The sequence below is a fragment of the Pseudomonas sp. MF6767 genome, from assembly GCF_016405475.1.
In the GTDB taxonomy this organism is placed as follows: Bacteria; Pseudomonadota; Gammaproteobacteria; order Pseudomonadales; family Pseudomonadaceae; genus Aquipseudomonas; species Aquipseudomonas paracarnis.
Genome location: NZ_JAEKCY010000028.1, coordinates 1 through 18927 on the forward strand (window position 1 = coordinate 1; position 18927 = coordinate 18927).

24 protein-coding genes and 1 pseudogene are annotated in these 18927 nt (G+C 55.6%); 10 read left to right on the plus strand and 15 right to left on the minus strand.

Annotation, left to right across the window (positions count from 1 at the left end; translation table 11 throughout):
* Window positions 1-34: 34 nt before the first annotated feature.
* The gene (locus JFT58_RS27505) at window positions 35-850 is read left to right on the plus strand and encodes a DUF2303 family protein (RefSeq protein ID WP_198834791.1); all 816 of its coding nucleotides are present in this window, start codon (window positions 35-37) and stop codon (window positions 848-850) included.
* A gap of 109 nt (window positions 851-959) precedes the next feature.
* Here JFT58_RS27505 and JFT58_RS27510 read toward each other — a convergent pair whose 3' ends face one another.
* From JFT58_RS27510 to JFT58_RS27520, 3 genes are all read right to left on the minus strand, one after another.
* The gene (locus JFT58_RS27510; protein ID WP_198834792.1) at window positions 960-1664 is read right to left on the minus strand and encodes a hypothetical protein; all 705 of its coding nucleotides are present in this window, start codon (window positions 1662-1664) and stop codon (window positions 960-962) included.
* Between the two features lie 186 nt (window positions 1665-1850).
* On the minus strand, window positions 1851-2291 hold the full coding sequence (locus JFT58_RS27515) for a hypothetical protein (RefSeq protein WP_198834793.1): 441 nt from the start codon (window positions 2289-2291) through the stop codon (window positions 1851-1853).
* Entirely contained in the window at window positions 2284-2763 is a 480-nt protein-coding gene (locus tag JFT58_RS27520; protein WP_198834794.1) for a hypothetical protein, read from the minus strand. The genes JFT58_RS27515 and JFT58_RS27520 overlap by 8 nt, the downstream gene beginning before the upstream one ends.
* A 229-nt stretch (window positions 2764-2992) precedes the next feature.
* On the opposite strand from JFT58_RS27520, the gene JFT58_RS27525 reads away from it, so the two are divergent.
* On the plus strand, window positions 2993-3235 hold the full coding sequence (locus tag JFT58_RS27525) for a DUF4406 domain-containing protein (protein ID WP_233095461.1): 243 nt from the start codon (window positions 2993-2995) through the stop codon (window positions 3233-3235).
* Window positions 3236-3438: 203 nt separating this feature from the next.
* Here the strand turns inward: JFT58_RS27525 and JFT58_RS27530 are convergent, their stop codons facing one another.
* Entirely contained in the window at window positions 3439-4038 is a 600-nt protein-coding gene (locus JFT58_RS27530; RefSeq protein ID WP_198834795.1) for a hypothetical protein, read from the minus strand.
* 108 nt (window positions 4039-4146) lie between these two features.
* Here JFT58_RS27530 and JFT58_RS27535 point away from each other — a divergent pair, with 108 nt between their 5' ends.
* Genes JFT58_RS27535 through JFT58_RS27545 form a run of 3 tightly spaced genes read left to right on the plus strand, consistent with a single transcriptional unit; the run spans window position 4147 to window position 5593 of the window.
* Complete coding sequence (locus JFT58_RS27535; protein WP_332875139.1) at window positions 4147-4575, plus strand: hypothetical protein; 429 nt, start codon at window positions 4147-4149, stop codon at window positions 4573-4575.
* 50 nt (window positions 4576-4625) lie between these two features.
* Window positions 4626-4871, plus strand: coding sequence for a hypothetical protein (locus JFT58_RS27540; RefSeq protein ID WP_198834796.1), 246 nt, complete (start codon window positions 4626-4628; stop codon window positions 4869-4871).
* Window positions 4868-5593, plus strand: coding sequence for a hypothetical protein (locus tag JFT58_RS27545; RefSeq protein ID WP_198834797.1), 726 nt, complete (start codon window positions 4868-4870; stop codon window positions 5591-5593). The genes JFT58_RS27540 and JFT58_RS27545 overlap by 4 nt, the downstream gene beginning before the upstream one ends.
* Before the next feature lie 35 nt (window positions 5594-5628).
* On the opposite strand, the gene JFT58_RS27550 is transcribed toward JFT58_RS27545, so the two are convergent.
* Window positions 5629-5820 carry a hypothetical protein gene (locus tag JFT58_RS27550; protein WP_233093651.1) on the minus strand — a complete coding sequence of 64 codons (192 nt, stop codon included), beginning with the start codon at window positions 5818-5820 and terminating at the stop codon, window positions 5629-5631.
* 176 nt (window positions 5821-5996) lie between these two features.
* Between JFT58_RS27550 and JFT58_RS27555 the strand changes: the two genes are divergently transcribed.
* Genes JFT58_RS27555 through JFT58_RS27565 form a run of 3 tightly spaced genes read left to right on the plus strand, consistent with a single transcriptional unit; the run spans window position 5997 to window position 7465 of the window.
* Window positions 5997-6215 (plus strand): hypothetical protein, encoded by a 219-nt coding sequence (locus tag JFT58_RS27555; protein WP_169918283.1) that lies wholly within the window; start codon window positions 5997-5999, stop codon window positions 6213-6215.
* 2 nt (window positions 6216-6217) lie between these two features.
* The gene (locus JFT58_RS27560; RefSeq protein WP_054898133.1) at window positions 6218-6430 is read left to right on the plus strand and encodes a DUF4224 domain-containing protein; all 213 of its coding nucleotides are present in this window, start codon (window positions 6218-6220) and stop codon (window positions 6428-6430) included.
* Complete coding sequence (locus JFT58_RS27565; RefSeq protein WP_198834798.1) at window positions 6431-7465, plus strand: tyrosine-type recombinase/integrase; 1035 nt, start codon at window positions 6431-6433, stop codon at window positions 7463-7465.
* Window positions 7466-7797: 332 nt separating this feature from the next.
* On the opposite strand, the gene JFT58_RS27570 is transcribed toward JFT58_RS27565, so the two are convergent.
* A complete protein-coding gene (locus tag JFT58_RS27570) occupies window positions 7798-8436 on the minus strand; it encodes an NAD(P)H-dependent oxidoreductase (RefSeq protein WP_054898131.1) in 639 nt (212 codons plus the stop codon).
* Window positions 8437-8530: 94 nt separating this feature from the next.
* Here JFT58_RS27570 and JFT58_RS27575 point away from each other — a divergent pair, with 94 nt between their 5' ends.
* Window positions 8531-8998 (plus strand): MerR family transcriptional regulator, encoded by a 468-nt coding sequence (locus tag JFT58_RS27575; RefSeq protein ID WP_229999364.1) that lies wholly within the window; start codon window positions 8531-8533, stop codon window positions 8996-8998.
* Between the two features lie 154 nt (window positions 8999-9152).
* On the opposite strand, the gene JFT58_RS27580 is transcribed toward JFT58_RS27575, so the two are convergent.
* The 9 genes and pseudogenes from JFT58_RS27580 to JFT58_RS27620 form a co-directional block, all read right to left on the minus strand.
* Entirely contained in the window at window positions 9153-11012 is a 1860-nt protein-coding gene (locus tag JFT58_RS27580) for a calcium-binding protein (RefSeq protein ID WP_054898130.1), read from the minus strand.
* A gap of 369 nt (window positions 11013-11381) precedes the next feature.
* The gene (locus tag JFT58_RS27585) at window positions 11382-11999 is read right to left on the minus strand and encodes a hypothetical protein (protein WP_054898129.1); all 618 of its coding nucleotides are present in this window, start codon (window positions 11997-11999) and stop codon (window positions 11382-11384) included.
* Window positions 11999-12697 carry a hypothetical protein gene (locus JFT58_RS27590; RefSeq protein ID WP_034127520.1) on the minus strand — a complete coding sequence of 233 codons (699 nt, stop codon included), beginning with the start codon at window positions 12695-12697 and terminating at the stop codon, window positions 11999-12001. The genes JFT58_RS27585 and JFT58_RS27590 overlap by 1 nt, the downstream gene beginning before the upstream one ends.
* Before the next feature lie 56 nt (window positions 12698-12753).
* The gene (gene pstB, locus JFT58_RS27595; RefSeq protein WP_019817112.1) at window positions 12754-13515 is read right to left on the minus strand and encodes a phosphate ABC transporter ATP-binding protein PstB; all 762 of its coding nucleotides are present in this window, start codon (window positions 13513-13515) and stop codon (window positions 12754-12756) included.
* Window positions 13516-13591: 76 nt separating this feature from the next.
* Entirely contained in the window at window positions 13592-14485 is an 894-nt protein-coding gene (gene pstA, locus JFT58_RS27600) for a phosphate ABC transporter permease PstA (RefSeq protein ID WP_014718563.1), read from the minus strand.
* Entirely contained in the window at window positions 14485-15450 is a 966-nt protein-coding gene (gene pstC / locus JFT58_RS27605; RefSeq protein ID WP_003191517.1) for a phosphate ABC transporter permease subunit PstC, read from the minus strand. The genes pstA and pstC overlap by 1 nt, the downstream gene beginning before the upstream one ends.
* Before the next feature lie 74 nt (window positions 15451-15524).
* Entirely contained in the window at window positions 15525-16556 is a 1032-nt protein-coding gene (gene pstS, locus JFT58_RS27610) for a phosphate ABC transporter substrate-binding protein PstS (protein ID WP_054898128.1), read from the minus strand.
* A gap of 442 nt (window positions 16557-16998) precedes the next feature.
* Window positions 16999-17625, minus strand: coding sequence for an isochorismate family cysteine hydrolase YcaC (gene ycaC / locus JFT58_RS27615; RefSeq protein ID WP_003191542.1), 627 nt, complete (start codon window positions 17623-17625; stop codon window positions 16999-17001).
* A gap of 63 nt (window positions 17626-17688) precedes the next feature.
* A pseudogene (locus JFT58_RS27620) lies at window positions 17689-17802 on the minus strand (hydrolase); the annotation flags it as partial.
* Between the two features lie 215 nt (window positions 17803-18017).
* Between JFT58_RS27620 and JFT58_RS27625 the strand changes: the two are divergent.
* The gene (locus JFT58_RS27625; RefSeq protein ID WP_054898127.1) at window positions 18018-18914 is read left to right on the plus strand and encodes a LysR family transcriptional regulator; all 897 of its coding nucleotides are present in this window, start codon (window positions 18018-18020) and stop codon (window positions 18912-18914) included.
* The last annotated feature ends 13 nt before the right edge of the window (window positions 18915-18927 follow it).

Genomic DNA, 18927 nt, shown 5'->3' on the forward strand with positions numbered 1-18927 from the left:
CCCACCCTCCCTCCGCAATCCAAGGAAATAAGCGATGTCACTTACCAAAGATGCAATTCAGCTGATCACCGATACGGCGCTGGAAGCCAACGGCAAGAAGCTGGAAACACTGGTCCCTACCGTGGTGCTGCCGGAAAGCTCGAAAGTCATCGACTTGGAGAAGTTCCAGGCCGGCCGCAGCCGATTCCGTGGCACCTACAGCACCCATTCGCTGGCAGACTTCAGTGCCTACGTGGTGGAACGCACAGAACCAGGCGCGCGCGGCTTCATCGACCAAGACGCCATGAGCTGTGCACTTCTGTTTAACCTGGGCACCACCGGCGAACCCGGCCACGCCGATGACCGCGCCGTCCTCAAGCTGAAGCCAACCGCCGGATACACCGCCGCCCAGCAAATCGGCGGGCGGAGCATCAGCCAGAAAGACCTCAGCGACTGGATCGAAGACTGGCACCAGTACCTCACCCCGGTTGACGAGGAAGGCAAGGCCATTCCAGTGGCCAAGGCCATTGCAGCCGTGCGAACCATCACGATTAAGGCTTCCAGCGAATCGGAAACCACGGTAGGCGAGACCAGCGCCAGCCGCAGCGCCATGGACCAGATCGAAGCGCGCAGCAAGGAAACCCTGCCTGTGTCCCTGCAGTTCAGCACCATCCCTTTCGAAGGTCTGGCTGAACAAGTTATCACGCTGCGCCTGTCGGTTATTACCAGCGGCTCGCAGCCAGTGCTCAAGCTGCGCTGGGTTGGCGAAGAGGTCCAGCGCGAAGACATCGCGCAGGAATTCAAGGCGGTGCTACAAAGTGGTATCGGCGAAGCGGCTGCATTGTCGCTGGGTGCATTCGATCCAAAGTGAAAACAAAGGCCGGGCGACCGGCCTTCCTACTCTTCCCGTGGATGTACTATCAGCTCAAGAAATTTATGATGGACACAGGGATGCAACGTTCTATCTATTTGCACGACACTCAGGTAACCGTCACTTCTCTGCAATATTTAATTAAAGATTTGTCTTCTATATTTAGAGGAGCAATGTGGCGTTTTTTCGACTTGGGTATCCATATAGCTCGCATTTCACATTGCGGCTTGTAGCGCAGCGCCTTTATCAAGTCGGGTCGGACTCCAAAGTTTTCACCGTTGAACAGCTCGTCCCTTTCGCCATAGGTAATTTTATGAACACCATAAAAGTGAACTGGATTTATCTTGTTTAAAACATCAGTAAGGCGCCTATAAAAAGCTCCGACCTTGAATATCTCCACACACGAATCCGCCTTATCAAACTCATCCATAACAGACTGACTAAGAAGATGGGCCGTGCAATGAACATAGCAATCTGAAGCATCAAAATCTCGCTCAAACCTCATATCAGCTAGGGTATAACCATCGCCTTTAATAAAACCAAACTTTTCAACTGCAGCATGATCGACGCCCCATTTAACGTTTGAGCTATATTTTTTTATTTCATGAAAAACCTTCTTTGTGCCTTCATGCTTATCCAGAACACCCCGTTTATGCTCATCCTTTCTAAAATCATAAAGCGTACCAATCCTTACACCTCCACAACTCAACAGTAATTCGCTCCACTTACGCTCAGAGTATTTGAATACGCTCATATAATAACTTTTGACCTCTGTGAATACGCCACAAAATATAACCGCCTGATCCGGCTCCATGCCGGTCACCCGTAATACCCCATATCACTGAACAGCGCCAGCCGGCGAGGATCCGTCACACTTACGATAATTTTCAGCCTTTCCGGCATTGCGTGAAAAAAAGACAGTGCGGAAGTTAAATCCGTATTAGCTACATATGTTCGCATAGCGTATTTATATTTTAGCTCTCAGGTCGAGCTATTTCCTCTACTGCGTCTTAACATTGATTTTTAGGATGTCGAGGTAACCGCCAGTATCGAGATCATCATCAAGGTCAATATTGTTGATGGCTAGGCTTTCGTTAAGAAGAGTAGCGAGACCTTTCATTGTACTCAAAAGCTCGTCCGCGCTACTAACATTAATCACATTATGGATTACGTTAGACTTGACAGAATGCAACATCGCCTGCTTCTGCTTCAATAGTTTTTTTAAAGCTTCAATCTCGTCTGTTTTTTCTTTGATTTTCTTATTAGCATCAATTTCCGATATTTTTTCACGCCCAACAGCTATCAGCGCCGTAGCTGCAATTAAAATAGCTCCTATGTAGCTAACACTCCAATCAGAAGTGTGAGTACTAAAATATGCTACCAATGCCGTATAAGCTAAAGACGTGATCAGCGTATATAATATGAGCAATAGCTTAGTCATTATGTTTGGCGTCTTTTATTTTTATACCGTGCCCCCCTAGACTTCCAAGAAGCAGTCTCCCGCTAGTCCTGAGAACCTTTATAGCTGGATGAATAATTTCATCATTCAAAAAGTCATCTGGACACATAAACTCTAGGCTAAATTTAACCTCGAAATAGTCTTTTTCCACAACACCAAGCACCGCCTTAAGAGCAACCCTAGACTTATTGTAAGAATTAATCATTGCGTACAGCTTTGGACGCTCAGCCTTCTTCGCCGTGTGAAATCGAAACGATACACTTATATTATTAACTGTGAGGACAGCAGTACGAATTTGCAGACCATGAAATACGGCTGCCCCCAACTTAAATTCGATCTCATCAACACCTGCTCCGCTCGACCTTATTAATTCATCCTTCTCATCACTATGCTCTTGCTCAATTTCCTGATACCCATCGAGTCTCATTAATGACTGACGAAGTTTAGAAGACATTACTTTTCCTTCCCTACATTGCTTTAATTTTGGCATTACGTTTAAAACCAAAGAGTTACGGCACGCTAAATATCATTGATCGACACTGATATCAAGCGACAATCTCGTCGCGCACCTCCCGCAGATCTCGCCCAGGCATGGCTCGGCAAGGACTCCCCGTGAAGCGAATTTACCTCAGCGGCCCCATGAGCGGCTTGCCCGGGCTGAAAACTTCCCAACCTTCCAGAGCATGACCGCCAGCCTTCGCGCCAGCGGCCACACAGTCACCAACCCCGCCGAGATAAACCCAGAAGGCGGCACCTGGACCCACTGTATGCGCCGCGACATTGCCGCCCTGATGGACTGCGACATAGTGGCCACCCTGCCCGGCTGGGAGCATTCAAAGGGCGCAAAGCTTGAAGTGCTGATAGCCGAGAAGCTCGGCATGACCGTTGTGGATGCCCATGATCTGGTAACGAGGGAGGCTGTATAACACAATCATTGTAATCATCTGTGTTAGTTGACCAACGCTACGACGGAACATCCGAGCAGCTATCTATCGCTGAAACTGATGGTTCAAATATGGCCGCGATACACCGCCAACGCTGAATGACCAGTATGCTCACGAACTAGCATTCGGCGGAAGTGCTGGCTAGTAAAGATTCGGTATCAATCACCAATTCCAATTAAAATGACCTACAAGGTTTTACCGTTATTTTTACTCAGCAGCCACGGATATGTGTTGACAAAACTCTCAAACAATACTGGCTGCGTCTTGTACAATTTTTGAAAATAGTCAAGACACCGGACACGTTTATCAGAATCGATCGCTGAATTAGCTCCATCAGCCAAAGTTGCATTTGGCCCCATTTTAATTGCCTTGTTTGCATTTATTGTTAGATCACGAAAGTCTCGATTGCTTTGCATCGCACAGGCATATAAAGCCTGACCAACTAATTTTCGCTCATTCTCATCAAGCACTGACGGGTCAGCCTCTAGCTCTAAAAGCTTTTGAAAAAAGTCTACTTGAGCTTTTGACTGCTCGAAATCCAATGCAGGACTTGAACTAAAAACATCAATAATAGATACAACGGAAAAAGCTACACCGATGAGCGCAGACACCCATGAGACCGACGAAGCCCCAAACTCCCAGACAATAAACGAAACTGCAGATGACGCTCCAGCGATGAAGAATACCAAGGCAGACCAATAGCGAGCGTCATAAACTGCCATACCTCCTAGCACTAAGCCTGTCAAAAACAGAATCGCACCAACAACTAAACGCCAAGTACTCATCTTATCTCTACATCCATGTTTTTTTGAGCGAAGCAGCATAACTAGAAACTCAAAATATTTCTAGATGTAAAACCTTTAACTAGCCGCTATAGCGGCCAAGGAACTGTCATGCCTGAACAAAAGATAACGTTCGTGAATGGCCTGCCCGCCAAGTGCGGCTGCAAGATGGAATTCAGCTCTGGCGGCGGGCACTACTCCGACGTGCTTTACGTCACTCCCTGCGCGGCGCACAGCGGCAGCAAGCAGTTCGGGCCGGTCGAGGTGAAGCGCGATGCAGACGGCTGGTGGCATCACCCGAACATTCCGAGCTTTGGCGAAGGGGAAGACCCGGTGCCCTACATTGCCTGGATCAAGGAACAGGGACTGGAACTGAAAGGCTGGCACTCTGGCGACGAGCTTGAGGAACTATCTGACGAGGATGCCGCGTGCACCGCCTGGAACCCCGAATCACCCGGGCCTGAGTGGTTCCTGATGGGGATCTTCGATACGGATGACGGCCCGTATGTCCAGTGGGCGCGCCGGGAGGTGACGCCATGATCGCCACCCCCCTGGTTCGCCTACGTCTTCATCTACAAGGGGCCCAGGCCATGAATACCTATCGACACACCTTCGCAGCCGTCTGCCCTTCCGACGGCGAAACGATCCTCTACAGACTGGAGTTGCGCTCAAGCGCCATGATTCGCGTCGAGCACATCAAGGCGACAACAGCGCTGATCACCAAAGGCTGGCATGAACAGATTGCCGACAGCCTGGCGGAATCCTTGGGCGGCGATCAGACCATCATCGCCACGCACCAGGGCGTCGAGATCGAAACGGTGGGGCTCAGCGGATGATTGCATACCACGGCACGCCAATCGGCGGCACCCGCCAGGACGGCGCCCGGTTCCTTGCCGGCCGGCATGCCCTGGTGCCTTTCCCACGTCAGGACGACATGGGCATCGTGGCGGATGTCTGCCAGTCGTTCGTGTTCGACAACGGTGCGTTTTCGGTTTGGAAGAAAGGCGGCAAGCTGGATGTTAATGGCTATACCGCCTGGGTTGAGCAATGGCACCGGCACCCGGGCTTCGACTGGGCACTCATTCCGGATGTAATTGACGGCGACGAGGCAGCCAACGATGCGCTTCTGGAAGCCTGGCCCAGAGAGTTACGCGGTGTGCCGGTCTGGCACCTGCACGAATCGTTGGAAAGGTTGCAGCGCCTCGCTGCCGGCTGGCCGACAGTGGCCATCGGCAGTTCAGGGCAATGGGCACACCCTGGAACGGCGGCTTGGTGGAAACGGATGGGTTCAGCAATGGAAGCAATCTGCGACGACCAAGGCCGACCAGCGTGTCGCCTCCATGGTCTCAGGATGCTCGACCCCGCGATATTCCAGCATCTGCCGTTCGCATCAGCCGACAGCACGAACGCTGCGGTGAACGGCGGGAGTATCAGCCGATTCGGCATGTATGCCCCACCAACTGCGGGCCAACGCGCCAACGTCATCGCCGACCGCATCGAATCGCACAACAGTTCCCCGATCTGGCAGCGAGAAACCCAGGCCGAGATGGCGCTGTAGCCCCAATCCCCCTACATGCCTGCCGGTGAGCGGAGTCAGGGCAACTGACTGTCGATCCATCGTTCAGCTGCCGCCATTGCCTCATCAAGCGCTGCCGGATAGTCAGGCCAGGGGCCTTCCAACTCTGCTGCAACCTCACCCAAGCCATTGATGGGTGCTGGCTCAATGATCTTTGCAGCAACAGGGCTCTGGTCGTTCGGGCGACGCCAATCGAACTTGAGAAACATCACGTGGCCCCGGTAAGCGTGCGCTATCGGAGCATCGAAGTTGTGTGACACGTCCATGCCTCATCACGAACTAAGTTGAACCCTTTTGTACACCGCTTCGGTCCTGTTTGAAAGATAGGCAGAAAGCTATCACTCCAATCCCCTATATGCCGCCTCGCGCGGCTAGGACACACCTCATGTTCGCTATGAAACTAACCCTGATACTGCTGGGCGCTTTGCTGTACCTGGCAGGAACACTCGGCTGGTTCTTCTGGGCCGGGCCCGGCCTTGTCGGCATAGGCACCACCGACGCACTGCTCTACGCCTTCGCCGGCACTTGCGCCTGGCTGCTGATCAGCTTCGGCCTGGCAATCCACGTCATCAAGACAGCGCGGCCCACCGCCAGCGGGAGGTAGTTATGGAAATTCATTTTCTGTCGCACGAAGATGTTTGTGAATTGACGGGCGCCAGGACAAAAGCTGGCCAGATCCAAGTCCTATCGCGTAACGGTATACGGCACACCATCAAGCGCAACGGATGGCCGTGTGTGATATCCGCATCGTTGATGGTCAGTACGAAAGATATCAAGCCAGAAAAGGCTGAATGGCAACCAAGGATGGGTATCCAGTAAATGGCAAGGCGACCTACCAACCCTGGCAGCATCCCTCGGCTTAGAAAGCGCCTGCGGCCAGGGGGAAGGGTTTATTACTACTACGACGCAGGCGACAAACCGAGAAGGGAGATAGCGCTTGGTTCCGACTACGGAGCCGCAATCGTTGAATACGCCCGACTGGAAAAGAGCCGTGCGGCGAGTGCGCTTGTAGAAGCCGTACTGACTTTTGAGTACGTCGCTACCAAATATATGGAAGAGGTTGTGCCCACGAAGTCTTCGACCACACAAAAAGACAACACTAGGGAACTGAAGCAACTTCTGATCTTCTTCAATGACCCACCCGGCCCTCTTGAGGCGATCGAGCCGAAGCACGTCGTTCAGTACCTGCGTTATCGGTCGAAGACAGCGAAGGTGCGTGCCAACCGAGAAAAAGCCCTGCTCAGCGCTATCTGGAACTTCGCCCGTCAAAGCGGCTATACGTCGCTGGCCAACCCGTGCGCCGGCATCAAAGGAAACAAGGAAACAGGCCGGGACACCTACGTCGAAGACGAAATGTTTGCGGCGGTGTACCTGCACGCTGATCAGCCACTCAAGGACGCGTTAGACCTCTTCTATCTCACAGCTCAGCGCATAGGTGACACGCTCAAGATGGACGAACGTGACCTGCTGGATAACCAGTTGCTGATCAAGCAGGGGAAGACGAGTGCAAAACGCCGCATTGAGGTTGTAGGAGAGCTGAAGGTGGTTATTGAACGCATTTTGGAAAGGAAAAAGGGGCACAAGATTCGCTCAACCAGGCTCGTCGTAATGGACAACGGCCAGGCGATGACAACGAGCATGCTCAGAGGGAGATTTGACGCGGCCAGGATGAAGGCCGGGATTGAAAAGTCTGCTTTTCAGATGCGCGACCTTCGCGCAAAGGCGGCAACAGACAAGGAGGAATCGACTGGAAGTATTCGCGATGCGAGAGATCAACTGGGGCACACAACTGTCGGCATGACAGAGCAGTATATCCGGCGCCGCAAAGGCCTAAAGGTGCTCCCCACAAAGTAAAAAGCCGTTCCGCAATAAAATATAAGCCCTTGAAAACAAAGGGCTGCAAGCGAGTCGTATAAGAATAATTGCGGACCGTAAATATCGCTAACCTACTGTTTTACATGTAATTGTCTGTGGACTTAAAATCCCCCGCTCGTAAGGGCGTCCCGGTTCGATTCCGGGTTCGGGCACCATAGATATCAAGGGCTTGCCAGGGAAACCTGGGCAGGCCCTTATCTTTTCTGCTCCGCAATTCTCATCAGCGGCGTCCTGCCGACCGAACACAATCCGTTCGGCGCATGAAGCGCCACCCCACTACTGCCGCAATGTGGGACGGCTGCACGGTCTCCCTAGTTGATTTCAGTGACGAAGTTTTCGCGAGACCGCCGTACTTTTTTCAGGTTTACCAGCCAGTCAGACTCTGCTGCCCGATACCCCAACGGCAGGAGCACCACACTGCGCAGATGCCTGGCCCCCAGTCCCAGAATCTCATCGACAGCCGAGGGATCGAAACCTTCCATGGGCGTTGCATCGACTTGCTCGGACGCCGCGGCGATTAAAGCCGAGCCCAGGCCAATATAGGCTTGGCGCGCAGCCGCTTGATAATTGGCCTCCTGCCCACGCTCGGCGACTATGCCGAGGAGCATTTGACGGTAATCTTCCCACCCCTGGTTGACAGTAGCTCGTACAGTATTGGTCAGGTCGAACATCATGTTGACGCGCTCAGGCGTTATGTCATCCCAGGCGGCGAACACCAGTAAATGAGAGCAGTCGGTCACCTGGGACTGATTCCAGCTGACCGCCTTGATCTTTTCGCGAATGTGCGAATTAGTCACCACCAGCAATTCAAATGGCTGGAGGCCGCTCGAGGTCGCCGTCAGTCGTACCGCTTCCAGAATTCGCTCCAGCTTTTCAGCCGGCACGGTCTTGGACGGGTCATAACTTTTCGTCGCATAACGCCAATTCAGTAACTCGGTTATTTTGCTCATTCTTCATATTCCACGTAGGTCAACGGTCTTTATCCAGCCCAATCCGAATACCTTCAGGATTGCGCTCCGGCTTATACTGCGGATTAAAGTCAACTTGAAGGTCAAGCAAAAAATGAAGATCGGCGAGATTTCGCGACGCACAGGCCTTGCTGCTTCAGCAATACGCTACTACGAGGAGCAAGGCCTGCTGGACGCTCCCACGCGTGACGTGAACAACTATCGCTATTACAGCGAAACCACCATTAAACGCTTGGAAGTCGTGATCCATGCGCAAAGGTTGGGGTTTTCCCTCGACACCATTCGTGGCCTCTTCCTTCATGACGGTAGCTGCTCCAAATCCCTCACTCTGGAACAGATCAATGTACGCCTGGAGGAGATACAGCACATCGAAGCCACGCTAAAAGTGCAGCGTGAGGAGTTGTTGATGCTGCAAGAAGTCCTCGAAGAAAGCCTTCGTACGGGCATCGCACCTGGATTGGATTGCCCAAGCAGCGTGGAGCGATTACGACCTGATCGAGCCGTAGTCATGCGAAGCAAACACATGATGGCTACCAGCAAGTAAAGAAAGCGCAATACTGCGAGATCTGGATCTCAACCAAATACAAACCTGATGCTGCCTCTCGCACTGACAGATTGCTATAAAGCGATAAGCAAGAAAAAACCCCACAGCATCAACGATCCTGTGAGGTTTTATCACCGGCTTTACCGATCCGGCATCAAACCACGCTGATCATCTCTGCACTCAACTGCGCCGCATTGAACCCCACCAGGGTGACACTGCTGTCCCCCGCCAGAATCACGCTGTCACTGCCGTGCTGGGTAGTCGCACCGAGCACAGCATCGGCGCTGGCAAACAGCGACTTGGCGAACACCAGCAGGTCTTTCCCATTCTGATGAATGTTGAAGTCACTGATCACGTCGTGACCGAACCCGCGCTGGTCGAAAACAAACAGGTCGCTGCCCACGCCACCGCTGAGTTGGTCATTACCCTGCCCGCCGATCAAGACGTCATTGCCGTTGGCGCCATACAGCGCGTCGTTACCGGTGCCGCCCAGCAGTGTGTCGTTGCCCTCACCGCCGTGCAGCAGGTCATTGCCGGCGCCACCGTCGAGCCGGTCATTGCCGTTCTGGCCGAATATCAGGTCGCGAGCGGCGGTGCCTTTGAGGGTGTCGGCCAGCTGGCTGCCTTCGATGGATTTGGCATACGCCTTATCGGCGCCGAACAGGCCTTCGAAGTCGAGTTTGCCACTGGTCACCGTATAGGCCGGCGTGAGGGCCTCGCCGATGCCACCGAAGAGCCCGCCGAACACGGGCACATGGCCGAGGCTGTTGGCCAGGCCGGTTTCGAACTCCACGTGTTCTACGCCGTGCAATTCCTTCAGGCCGTATTGGCCGCTGCTGTCGTTCAAGAACAACGTGCCATCGTTGAGTTTCACCGCTTCGTAGGAAGATGCGGTGCCTTTGAGGAAGACTTTATCGTTGCCTTCACCGCCGGCGACGATATCGGTACCGGTACTCACGCGGAAACTGTCGTCGCCCTTGAACCCATCCAGGAAGTCATCGCTGCGACCGTCCTGCAGCTTGTCCGAACTGTCGGTGCCCAGCAGGAAGGCCGGTGTGCCGTAGTGGTTGGAGGTGGCGGTCTGTTTGTCGCCGACCCAGGTAAAGCTGCGGCTGATGGCGTCGAGGTTGCTGATGATGATGGTGCTGTCGCGCTCGATGTAATCGTAGAAGGTCGATTGGGCGATACGCTGGATAGGGTTGATGAAAATGCCTTCCAGGTGCGCGGCCCATCCTGACAGGTTGGCAATCGAGAACGGACCATTGGGCCAGGTTGGCAGCGCGTAGATTGTGTCGAACAGCACGATGTTGTCAGTCGTCGAGGTGTAACTGGCATCACTGCCTTGAAGCGCATCGATAATGGCGCTGCCCACGTTGGTCTCTTGACCTGTGAGACGGTGGACCACATCGTTTTCAAATCCGAAGTTGAAGATTCCGTCGCTGTTGCTGGACTTGGGCGACTCCATGCCAAAGTAGTCCGAATCCTTGAAAAAACCGTCGGCCAGAGTGTCCTTGCCGATATACATGCTGTTGGTAACGGAGCCACCCTGGCTATAGCCGGTGACCAGAACATCCTTGCCGCTCAGGTTATGGCCGGTGGCGTAATCCTTGATTGAGTTGAGCAGGTAGTCGTAGCCGTTGATATAAGAGTTATCGATCATCGCCGGCCAACCCAGCAGATCAATTGGCGAGTTGGTGCCGGCAATGGAAAAACCCATTTTGACTAATTGGCCGCTGTCATCGTATTGACCAAACACCCTGGCTTGAGAACCAAAGACGCCGTCGCCGGTAAAACTTCCAGTGACGTCGGTGTGGCTGCTATCAACCTGCAGTTCGCTCGCGCCGATCTCACGCCAGCCCTTGGGCAGCGCGAAGGTGTTGCCCTCGCCCAGCACAAGCCCCGGAATGTTGTAGAGCGCGCCGACGGTCGCTACACCACTGGTGTAAGTGGCGAGGGTCCAGGCATCTGAAATCAGGACGCGGGCGTCTTGCCCCTTGTAATCGAATATAGCCATGTCAGTACTCCTTGAGCCCAGCGATCAACACCGAAAGTCAACGGTAATACCTGATGCGTCGGGCTAAACAATATGCATTGAAGTTGTTGTTGTGCATTCTGTTCAGGCTGCTTCGTTGCTTAATATCGAGGTTGACCATTAAGGAAGCTCGTCAACACTAGCCTAGAAGTGCTGCGTTAAAGTGACCGACTATCGGATGACAAGTGTATGTACTTGGGGAGATAGACGACAAAAGCGCCATAAGCGCTGTTTGTCGAACAAGAGGTGAAGTTCTGTGTTGTTCGTGACTGGCGAGTCAAAGAAAATCAAACCCTTATAGCAAGTTGTGAACTGCAATAAGGGCTCAAGAAGTTCAGGTTTCTCTGGAGCTCAGGAAGAATAAACCTCAGCACCTTGGCATACAGACTGCTTGAACCTGGGTAATTGCTGCCGGGCCAGTTGCGCCTGCACGCCCGCGACGGCTTCAAGCACTCGTTGCGCCCAGTGCTCATCCTGCGGATCAACCACCACCACGCGAAAGCCGTGGTCGTTACCTTCAAGGCGCACACCCTCGGAATCATCCACGTGCAAATCAATGTCGAAGGCCGGCGGAAATTTCGAGGGGGTGTTCGACAGCCCATGCACCGTGAGGGCGTGGTTATGCCGCACGCTGTTGACTACGCCGTCGACACGAATGCCGTACAGCATCAGCCAACGCCTGATGTAGGAAGGCGCCCTGCCCGATGAGGTGTAGACCCAGATACTGCAACCCTGGCGCCGCAGCTCTCGCGTCAGCGAACGGGTGCCAATACGCAGCGGTTCTCCCCACCAACGATGAGCGCAGGCCGGTAGCCAGCTGCTCTCGACATCAGCGTGGTGGAGCTGGCAAGCCAATGTGTCGTCGATATCAAAGGAGATGCGTACACGCGGTCGCTTGGCGGCACGCGTGAGAAGCGCCTGCTGGATAGCTTGCACGGCTCGGCTGGCGAGTATTGGATACCGGCGCATTAATGGCCTCCCTGATAAATAGGCTGTGGTGCGTCGCTCAAGAAAAACGCCTTGGGATCCGGGGCCTGTTCCTCCAGGAAGGCGGCGTACTTTTTCTTGATCTTGGGCAATTCATACAACGCCTTGACCCCATGTTTGGCCGAGTTACGGATGACCGAGGAAGGATTGAAGTAACCCTCGGCATTTTCCAGCGTCAGCACGAACGGTGGCAACCCGGCCCGCATCAGCAGATAACTGACGATCAGCGAGCCGCTGCGGTTGTTGCCTTCGATAAACAACTGGGGCTTGCTGAGAATGCGCACATACACACCGGCCGCACGCTTCCACACCGATTCACTGCGATACGCGCAGTACCAATTGAACAAGTCCTTGATACCGCCTTCAACGTTGTTGAAGAAGTGCTCCTCGGTGGCGGCCAGGTGCTGGGCGTATTCCACGCGGCGCGCCGGGTCGCTACCGCAGAGCACCGTGGCGTTGATCTCCAGCATCAGGTCCAGATGATGAAGGTCAAACAGGTCAACGCCCCGTGCGACATAGTCGTCAACCAGCGCATAGCCTTCAAGCACGTTGTGCAGCACTTCGTCGGTCAAGGGGTCGCGCGGCTCGGTAAATTGCGTGCTGAGCTGGGCAAAGCGGCTCTGCACTTTGCGGAGCGCGCGTTCAATCGCTGACAAATCAAGACGATGCGTTGCAGACATTGGCGTTCCTGGGCTGACGGTGGCGCACGTGTGGTTTCTATCGAACATGGAGTTACTCAGCTGAATTTGCCGCTGATGTAATCCTCGGTCATCTGTTCACGCGGGCTGCCAAAAATCTGCGCGGTCGGGCCCATTTCCACCAGGTAGCCGGTACGCGTGCCCTGGGAAATATCCACCGAGAAAAATGCCGTGGTGTCCGCCACGCGGATCGCCTGCTGCATGTTGTGGGTGACCAGGGCGATGGTGTAGTCCTTCTTCAGTTCCACCATCAGTTCCTCTACCCGGCGAGTCGCAATCGGGTCGAGTGCCGAGCAAGGCTCGTCGAGCAACAGCACTTCCGGCTCTGTGGCGATAGCGCGGGCAATACACAGCCGTTGCTGCTGGCCACCGGAAAGCGACAGGCCGCTGACCTTGAGCTTGTCCTTGACTTCATCCCACAGCGCAGCGCCTTGCAGGGCGTGCTTGACGCGATCCCCCAGGTCACCTTTGTAGCGGTTCAAGCGCAGGCCGAAGGCGACGTTGTCGAAGATGCTCATGGAAAACGGGTTCGGCTGCTGGAACACCATGCCGATGTAACGGCGCACCACCACCGGGTCTACGCCCTTGCCATACACGTCCTGCCCCAGGAAATGCACGTGGCCTTCGAAACGAAAGCCCTTCACCAGATCGTTCATGCGGTTGAGGCTGCGCAGTACCGTACTTTTGCCGCAGCCGGACGGGCCGATGAAACCGGTGATCTTGTTTTTCTCGATCGGCACATGGCTGTCACGCACTGCCATGAAGTTGCCGTAGAAAATCCTGTCCAGCTTGCAGTCCATGACCACAGGCGATTGGGTAACAAACGGAGCGGCTATTTGCGCAGTTGAGACGTTCAAGATTCAGATGCTCCCGTTCTTAATACTTAGGCTTGCCGAAGATACGGCTCACAATATTCACGACCAGCACGATCATCACCAACACCAACGAGGCCGCCCAGGCGAGCTCCAGCTGGTTGTCGAAGGGCATGCCGGAAAAGTTGTAGATCAACACTGCAAGGGAGGCCGTGGGGTTCATCACCGCCAAGTCGCCGTCGTGGTAGATCCAGTAGTTGCTGAACAGCGCGGTGAACAACAACGGCGCGGTTTCGCCTGCGGCACGTGCCACTGCAAGCATTACGCCGGTGAGGATCGCTGGCAGGCCGGTCGGCAAGATGATCTTCCAGATCACTTGGGAGCGGGTGCAGCCCATGCCATAGGCGGCGTCCTTCATGATCTTGGGCACCATGCGCATCGACTCTTCAGCCGTCAGCACCACGATGGGCAGCATCAGTACCGCCAGGGCCACGCCGCCGGCCGGTGCCGAGTAGGTGCCGGTGGTCATCACCACCAAGGCATAGGCAAACACGCCGGCCAGGATCGAAGGCAAGCCGGTGAGCATCTTGGCGGCAAAGCGTGCAGCGTTGGCCAATTTGCTGTCCGGCCCCAGTTCGGCCAGGAAGATCGCGGCCATGATGCCGACCGGCACCGCAATCGCCGCAGCGATACCGACCATCACAAAGGTGCCGGCCATGGCGTTGCCGAAACCGCCGCCTGTTTCGAAGCCGGTGGGCGGCAGTTCGGTGAACACCTCCAGGCTCAGGCGTGCGCCGCCACGGGTGATCAGCATGTAGAGCACGGAAATCAGCGGCACACTGGCCAGCAGCGCGCCAAACCATACCAATGTGGTCAACACCAGGCTGCGCAAGGCGCGGCCTTCGAACTTGCGCTGCAGGCTCGGCACAGCGGTGATAGGGGATGTGAGATTCGTCATCATCGGTTACCCCGTTGGGCGTAGAGCATGATCATGGAACCGATGACATTCACCAGCAGCGTGATGAACATCAAGACGAGAGCGGCGTACATCAATACCTCCACCTCGTTGGGCCCGGCTTCGGGGAAGTTCAGCGCCAACAAGGCTGCCAACGTATTGGCCGGCGCGAACAGCGAGAGTGAAATGTTGTTGGCGTTGCCCACCAGCATCGCCAGCGCCATGGTTTCGCCCAGCGCACGGCCGAGGCCGAGTACCAGGGAGCCGAAAATACCGGTGGCGGCGGATGGCACCATCACCTTGAGAATCGCCTCCCAATGGGTGGTGCCCATGCCGTAGGCGGCCTGCTTGGTCTTCATCGGCACGCTGGTGAGCGCGTCCTGGGATACGGCGGCAATCGTCGGCAGAATCATGATGGCCAACACCAGCGCCGCCGGCAGCAACCCCGGCCCGCTCAGGGACGTGCCGAAAAACGGTATCCAACCCAGTTCGCTGTTCAACCAGGTGGTCAGTGGCCGAATGGCCGGGATCACCACGTAGATGCCCCACAGGCCGTACACCACGCTGGGAATAGCCGCGAGCAGCTCAACGATGGTGCGAAACACAGCGGCCAGCTTGGCCGGCAGAAAATCCTGAGTCAGGAAAATCGCCATGCTGACACCGAAAAAGCCTGCAATCAGCAGCGCGATGAAAGCGCTGTAGAGCGTGCCCCAAATGGCCGGCAAGATCCCGTACTTGCCCTGGTTAACGTCCCAGACGCTGCCAAAAAGCACATCGAACCCGTGCTTTTCCATGCCCGGCAAGGCCTTGCGTCCCACCTCGAATACCAAGGCTGCGACCAACGCCAGAATCAGTACCACCCCGATTCGCGCGAGCCCACGGAAGGTGCGATCGACCAGAAAGTCTTTGGCCGAGGGAGGTTGGCAGGCAGAATCCCGGTTAACCGGTACGACGAAAGGTTTGTTCATTGGCTAATTCCGGAACAGGGGGGAAACGCCCCCGGCGCGGCAAACAGCCCACACCGAGAGCGGCCTCACGGGTGTTACTGAATGTTGGCGGATGCCTTGCGAACCTGCTCCACCACCGATGGCGGCAGCGGGATGTAGCCCATGGAGTCGGCGATTTTCTGCCCCTCGGTCAGGCTGTACTCAACCATTTCGCGCATGGCCTTGGCCTTGGCAGGGTTGCCGTTGTCCTTGCGGAAGATCATCCAGGTGTACGAGGTGATCGGGTAAGACTTGGCACCGTCCGGGTCCGGCAACCAGGCCACCAGGCTTTCCGGCATATTCACTGCGGCCAGGGCCTCGGCGCCGCTTTCGGCGTTCGGCACCACGTACTGGCCGGCCTTGTTCTGCAACTGGGCGAAGTCAACCTTGGCCAGTTTGGCGAAGCCGTACTCGATGTAACCGATGGCGCCTGGGGTCTGGCGTACGGTGGCGGTCACACCATCGTTCTTGGGCGACTTGATGAATTTGTCGCTGGCCGGCCAGTTGACGGTGTTGCCCTCCCCGAGTGCCGTTTTGAATTCAGGGTTGATGGTCGCCAGGTGCTTGGTGAATACCGCCGTGGTGCCGCTGGAGTCTGCGCGCACCACCACGGTGATCGGCGTGTCGCCAAGCTTCAGGTCCGGGTTGGCGGCGACGATCTGTGGGTCGTTCCACTTGGTGATCTTGCCCAGGAAGATGTTGGAGTAAACATCGCGTGGCAGCTTGAGGCCCTTGGGATTGCCCGGCAGGTTATAGGCCAGCACGATTTCACCGGCAGTCATTGGCAGCAACTGCACGCCTTCGGCGACCTTGGCGATGTCTTCGTCTTTCATGGCCGAGTCACTGGCGGCGAAGTCGACGGTTTTATTCAGGAAGTCCTGCACACCTGCGCCGCTGCCCTTGGACTGGTAATCCACGGTGACGCCAGCGGTCTTCTTGCTGAAATCCTTGAACCAGGTGAGGTAGATCGGTGCAGGGAAGCTGGCGCCGGAGCCGGTGAGGCGCACGTTTTCGGCGGCGAAGGTCAAGGAGGAGGCACACAGGGATACCGTAACGGCGAGTGCTGCGGACTTCATCAAGCTTTTCATTAAAAGGAACTCGTTGTGGTGACGGGCTCCCGAACTGTGAAGCAGGGTTGTTACATTTTTATGAAAATTGAATGGCGAGAGGGCGTTTTGTCCCGCTTTGCCGCCACAGCGTTGTATTTTTAGGGCATTGGTTAGTAACAAATTACGACTAAAGTGCTGTCATCCCTCTAGCGGTACTGATCTTGCTCCCGCGACGGTCGACGCCGATCCAACTGACGCTCCGCGATCCAACTGTGGGAGCTTGCTTGCCTGCAATGACGGCCCGACAGCCAACGCCTATTTACCTGACACCCACAGTTGGATCGCGCGGTGTCAGATAAATAGGTGCCAGGCGCAATGCCGCCATCGCAGGCAAGCCAGCTCCCACATGTGGACCTAGGGGTGCCAGTGAAATAGGCGCTCTACCGTCCCCCTCAGGGCTAGCGGCAGCCTCGCGTCAGGCTTACTTGCCTTCAGTCAACGCGTTGTAGCTGGTGAACAGGTTGCGGTAGTCCGGAATGTGGTTGGAGAACAACGTCCCCAAGCCCTCGATGTCGTTGCGCCAGTCGCGGTGCAGCTCACAGGCCAGACCAAACCAGGTCATCAGTTGCGCGCCGTTGGCCGACATGCGGGCCCAGGCGGACTGCTGGGTCAGTTCGTTGAAAGTGCCGGAGGCGTCGGTGACCACAAACACTTCAAAGCCTTCGGCCAGGGCCGACAGCGCCGGGAACGCCACGCACACTTCGGTCACGACGCCGGCAATGATCAATTGCTTCTTGCCGGTGGCCTTGATGGCCTTGACGAAGTCTTCGTTGTCCCAGGCATTGATCTGGCCTGGGCGCGCAATGTACGGCGCATCCGGGAACAGTGCCTTGAGCTCGGGCACCAGCGGGCCATTGGGGCCGGTTTCGAAACTGGTGGTCAGGATCGTCGGCAACTTGAAGTACTTGGCCAGGTCAGCCAGGGCCAGCACGTTGTTCTTGAATTTGTCCGGGTCAATGTCGCGGACCAATGACAGTAAGCCGGCCTGATGGTCGACCAACAGCACAGCGGCGTTGTCTTTGTCCAAGCGAACGTAAGGTGTAGACATCTTCATACTCCTGATAAAAAGGCAGCGCCCAACATGGGCTCGCCGCAAAAGACCCCAGCGTATTTACTTGCGCTGTGAGTCTAGTACTTCGTGGTTGTTTGCCACTTCCTGAGCCTTGATGTAGCTCTCGATGAGAAGCTGATAGTGCGGCACGGCCTGGGTGTAGACGTTGGCCCATCCAAAAAACAGTGGAACCACCTTAATCATCGCGTTCAGGGTTAGGTAGTGGCTGAAACGGGCCGCTCCATCTCAAAAATGGAACAATGCAGCCGCACGGTGGCAAGGGCACTTGGACGTGGCGGTCGTTACAATGCGATCATCGGCTCCACCCCGTGGGTTTCAGGCACTTGCGCCAATCATGACCGTTCACTTATTTCCAGGCAGGTGCCTTCATGGACATCAAGCAGCTTAAATTCCTGATCGCGCTGGAGCAGACCCGCCATTTCGGTCAGGCCGCCGCGCGCTGCAACATCACCCAGCCCACCCTGTCGATGCGCCTGCGCAACCTGGAGGAAGAACTGGGCCTGGAGCTGGTAACCCGCGGCCAACGCTTCGAAGGTTTCACCCAGGCCGGCGAACGCGTATTGGCCTGGGCCAGGACCCTGCTCGCCGCACACGACGGCCTGTTCGCCGAAGCCGCTGCGTGTCGCGGCCAGTTGGTCGGTAACCTGCGCCTGGGCCTGGTGCCCCTGAGCGGCTTCAACCCGATCAGCTTTATCCAGGGTTTGTCCCACAGCTTCCCGGAACTCAAGTTCAGCCTCACCTCCATGAGTTCGGACAAAATCATCGAAGCCTTGGGCACCAACCAACTGGACCTGGGCGTGTGCTACCTGGACCACGTCAGCCCCAATTACCTGGAGTTTTTCGAGCTGGGCGAAACCCGCGTCGGCCTGCTGTACGACACCCGCCACTTCCACTTCGAAGGCACACAGATGAGCTGGGAAGAAGCCGCCGAACTGCCCCTTGGGATGATCAGCAATGGCATGCACTACCGAAAATCCATCGACTTGAGTTTCCGCAGCCGCGGTCTCGATCCCCAGCCGATTCTGGAAAGCGACTCCACCTTTCAACTGTTCCAGGCCATCCACGAAGGCTTCTGTTGCGCGATCATGCCGTTGGACAGCGGCCTGGAAAGCCCCATCGAGAACCTGGCGTTTATCCACCTGCCGGATGCCAGCGTCCTTGCGCCCCTGGGCATGGTGATGCGCAAGACCGAACCGCGCTCGGTCATTGCAGAGAAGTGTTTTGCCGAGGCCAAGCAGTTGTTTGCACCCAATACCCAGGCTTAGCCGGCTTGCGTTT

Excerpts from the sequence above, each read along its gene's own strand:
- JFT58_RS27505 (WP_198834791.1), top strand. The coding sequence starts at position 35 with ATGTCACTTACCAAAGATGCAATTCAGCTGATCACCGATACGGCGCTG.
- JFT58_RS27510 (WP_198834792.1), bottom strand. The coding sequence starts at position 1,664 with ATGGAGCCGGATCAGGCGGTTATATTTTGTGGCGTATTCACAGAGGTC.
- JFT58_RS27515 (WP_198834793.1), bottom strand. The coding sequence starts at position 2,291 with ATGACTAAGCTATTGCTCATATTATATACGCTGATCACGTCTTTAGCT.
- JFT58_RS27520 (WP_198834794.1), bottom strand. The coding sequence starts at position 2,763 with ATGTCTTCTAAACTTCGTCAGTCATTAATGAGACTCGATGGGTATCAG.
- JFT58_RS27525 (WP_233095461.1), top strand. The coding sequence starts at position 2,993 with ATGACCGCCAGCCTTCGCGCCAGCGGCCACACAGTCACCAACCCCGCC.
- JFT58_RS27530 (WP_198834795.1), bottom strand. The coding sequence starts at position 4,038 with ATGAGTACTTGGCGTTTAGTTGTTGGTGCGATTCTGTTTTTGACAGGC.
- JFT58_RS27535 (WP_332875139.1), top strand. The coding sequence starts at position 4,147 with ATGCCTGAACAAAAGATAACGTTCGTGAATGGCCTGCCCGCCAAGTGC.
- JFT58_RS27540 (WP_198834796.1), top strand. The coding sequence starts at position 4,626 with ATGAATACCTATCGACACACCTTCGCAGCCGTCTGCCCTTCCGACGGC.
- JFT58_RS27545 (WP_198834797.1), top strand. The coding sequence starts at position 4,868 with ATGATTGCATACCACGGCACGCCAATCGGCGGCACCCGCCAGGACGGC.
- JFT58_RS27550 (WP_233093651.1), bottom strand. The coding sequence starts at position 5,820 with ATGTTTCTCAAGTTCGATTGGCGTCGCCCGAACGACCAGAGCCCTGTT.
- JFT58_RS27555 (WP_169918283.1), top strand. The coding sequence starts at position 5,997 with ATGTTCGCTATGAAACTAACCCTGATACTGCTGGGCGCTTTGCTGTAC.
- JFT58_RS27560 (WP_054898133.1), top strand. The coding sequence starts at position 6,218 with ATGGAAATTCATTTTCTGTCGCACGAAGATGTTTGTGAATTGACGGGC.
- JFT58_RS27565 (WP_198834798.1), top strand. The coding sequence starts at position 6,431 with ATGGCAAGGCGACCTACCAACCCTGGCAGCATCCCTCGGCTTAGAAAG.
- JFT58_RS27570 (WP_054898131.1), bottom strand. The coding sequence starts at position 8,436 with ATGAGCAAAATAACCGAGTTACTGAATTGGCGTTATGCGACGAAAAGT.
- JFT58_RS27580 (WP_054898130.1), bottom strand. The coding sequence starts at position 11,012 with ATGGCTATATTCGATTACAAGGGGCAAGACGCCCGCGTCCTGATTTCA.
- JFT58_RS27585 (WP_054898129.1), bottom strand. The coding sequence starts at position 11,999 with ATGCGCCGGTATCCAATACTCGCCAGCCGAGCCGTGCAAGCTATCCAG.
- JFT58_RS27590 (WP_034127520.1), bottom strand. The coding sequence starts at position 12,697 with ATGTCTGCAACGCATCGTCTTGATTTGTCAGCGATTGAACGCGCGCTC.
- pstB (WP_019817112.1), bottom strand. The coding sequence starts at position 13,515 with ATGGACTGCAAGCTGGACAGGATTTTCTACGGCAACTTCATGGCAGTG.
- pstA (WP_014718563.1), bottom strand. The coding sequence starts at position 14,485 with ATGACGAATCTCACATCCCCTATCACCGCTGTGCCGAGCCTGCAGCGC.
- pstC (WP_003191517.1), bottom strand. The coding sequence starts at position 15,450 with ATGAACAAACCTTTCGTCGTACCGGTTAACCGGGATTCTGCCTGCCAA.
- pstS (WP_054898128.1), bottom strand. The coding sequence starts at position 16,556 with ATGAAAAGCTTGATGAAGTCCGCAGCACTCGCCGTTACGGTATCCCTG.
- ycaC (WP_003191542.1), bottom strand. The coding sequence starts at position 17,625 with ATGTCTACACCTTACGTTCGCTTGGACAAAGACAACGCCGCTGTGCTG.
- JFT58_RS27625 (WP_054898127.1), top strand. The coding sequence starts at position 18,018 with ATGGACATCAAGCAGCTTAAATTCCTGATCGCGCTGGAGCAGACCCGC.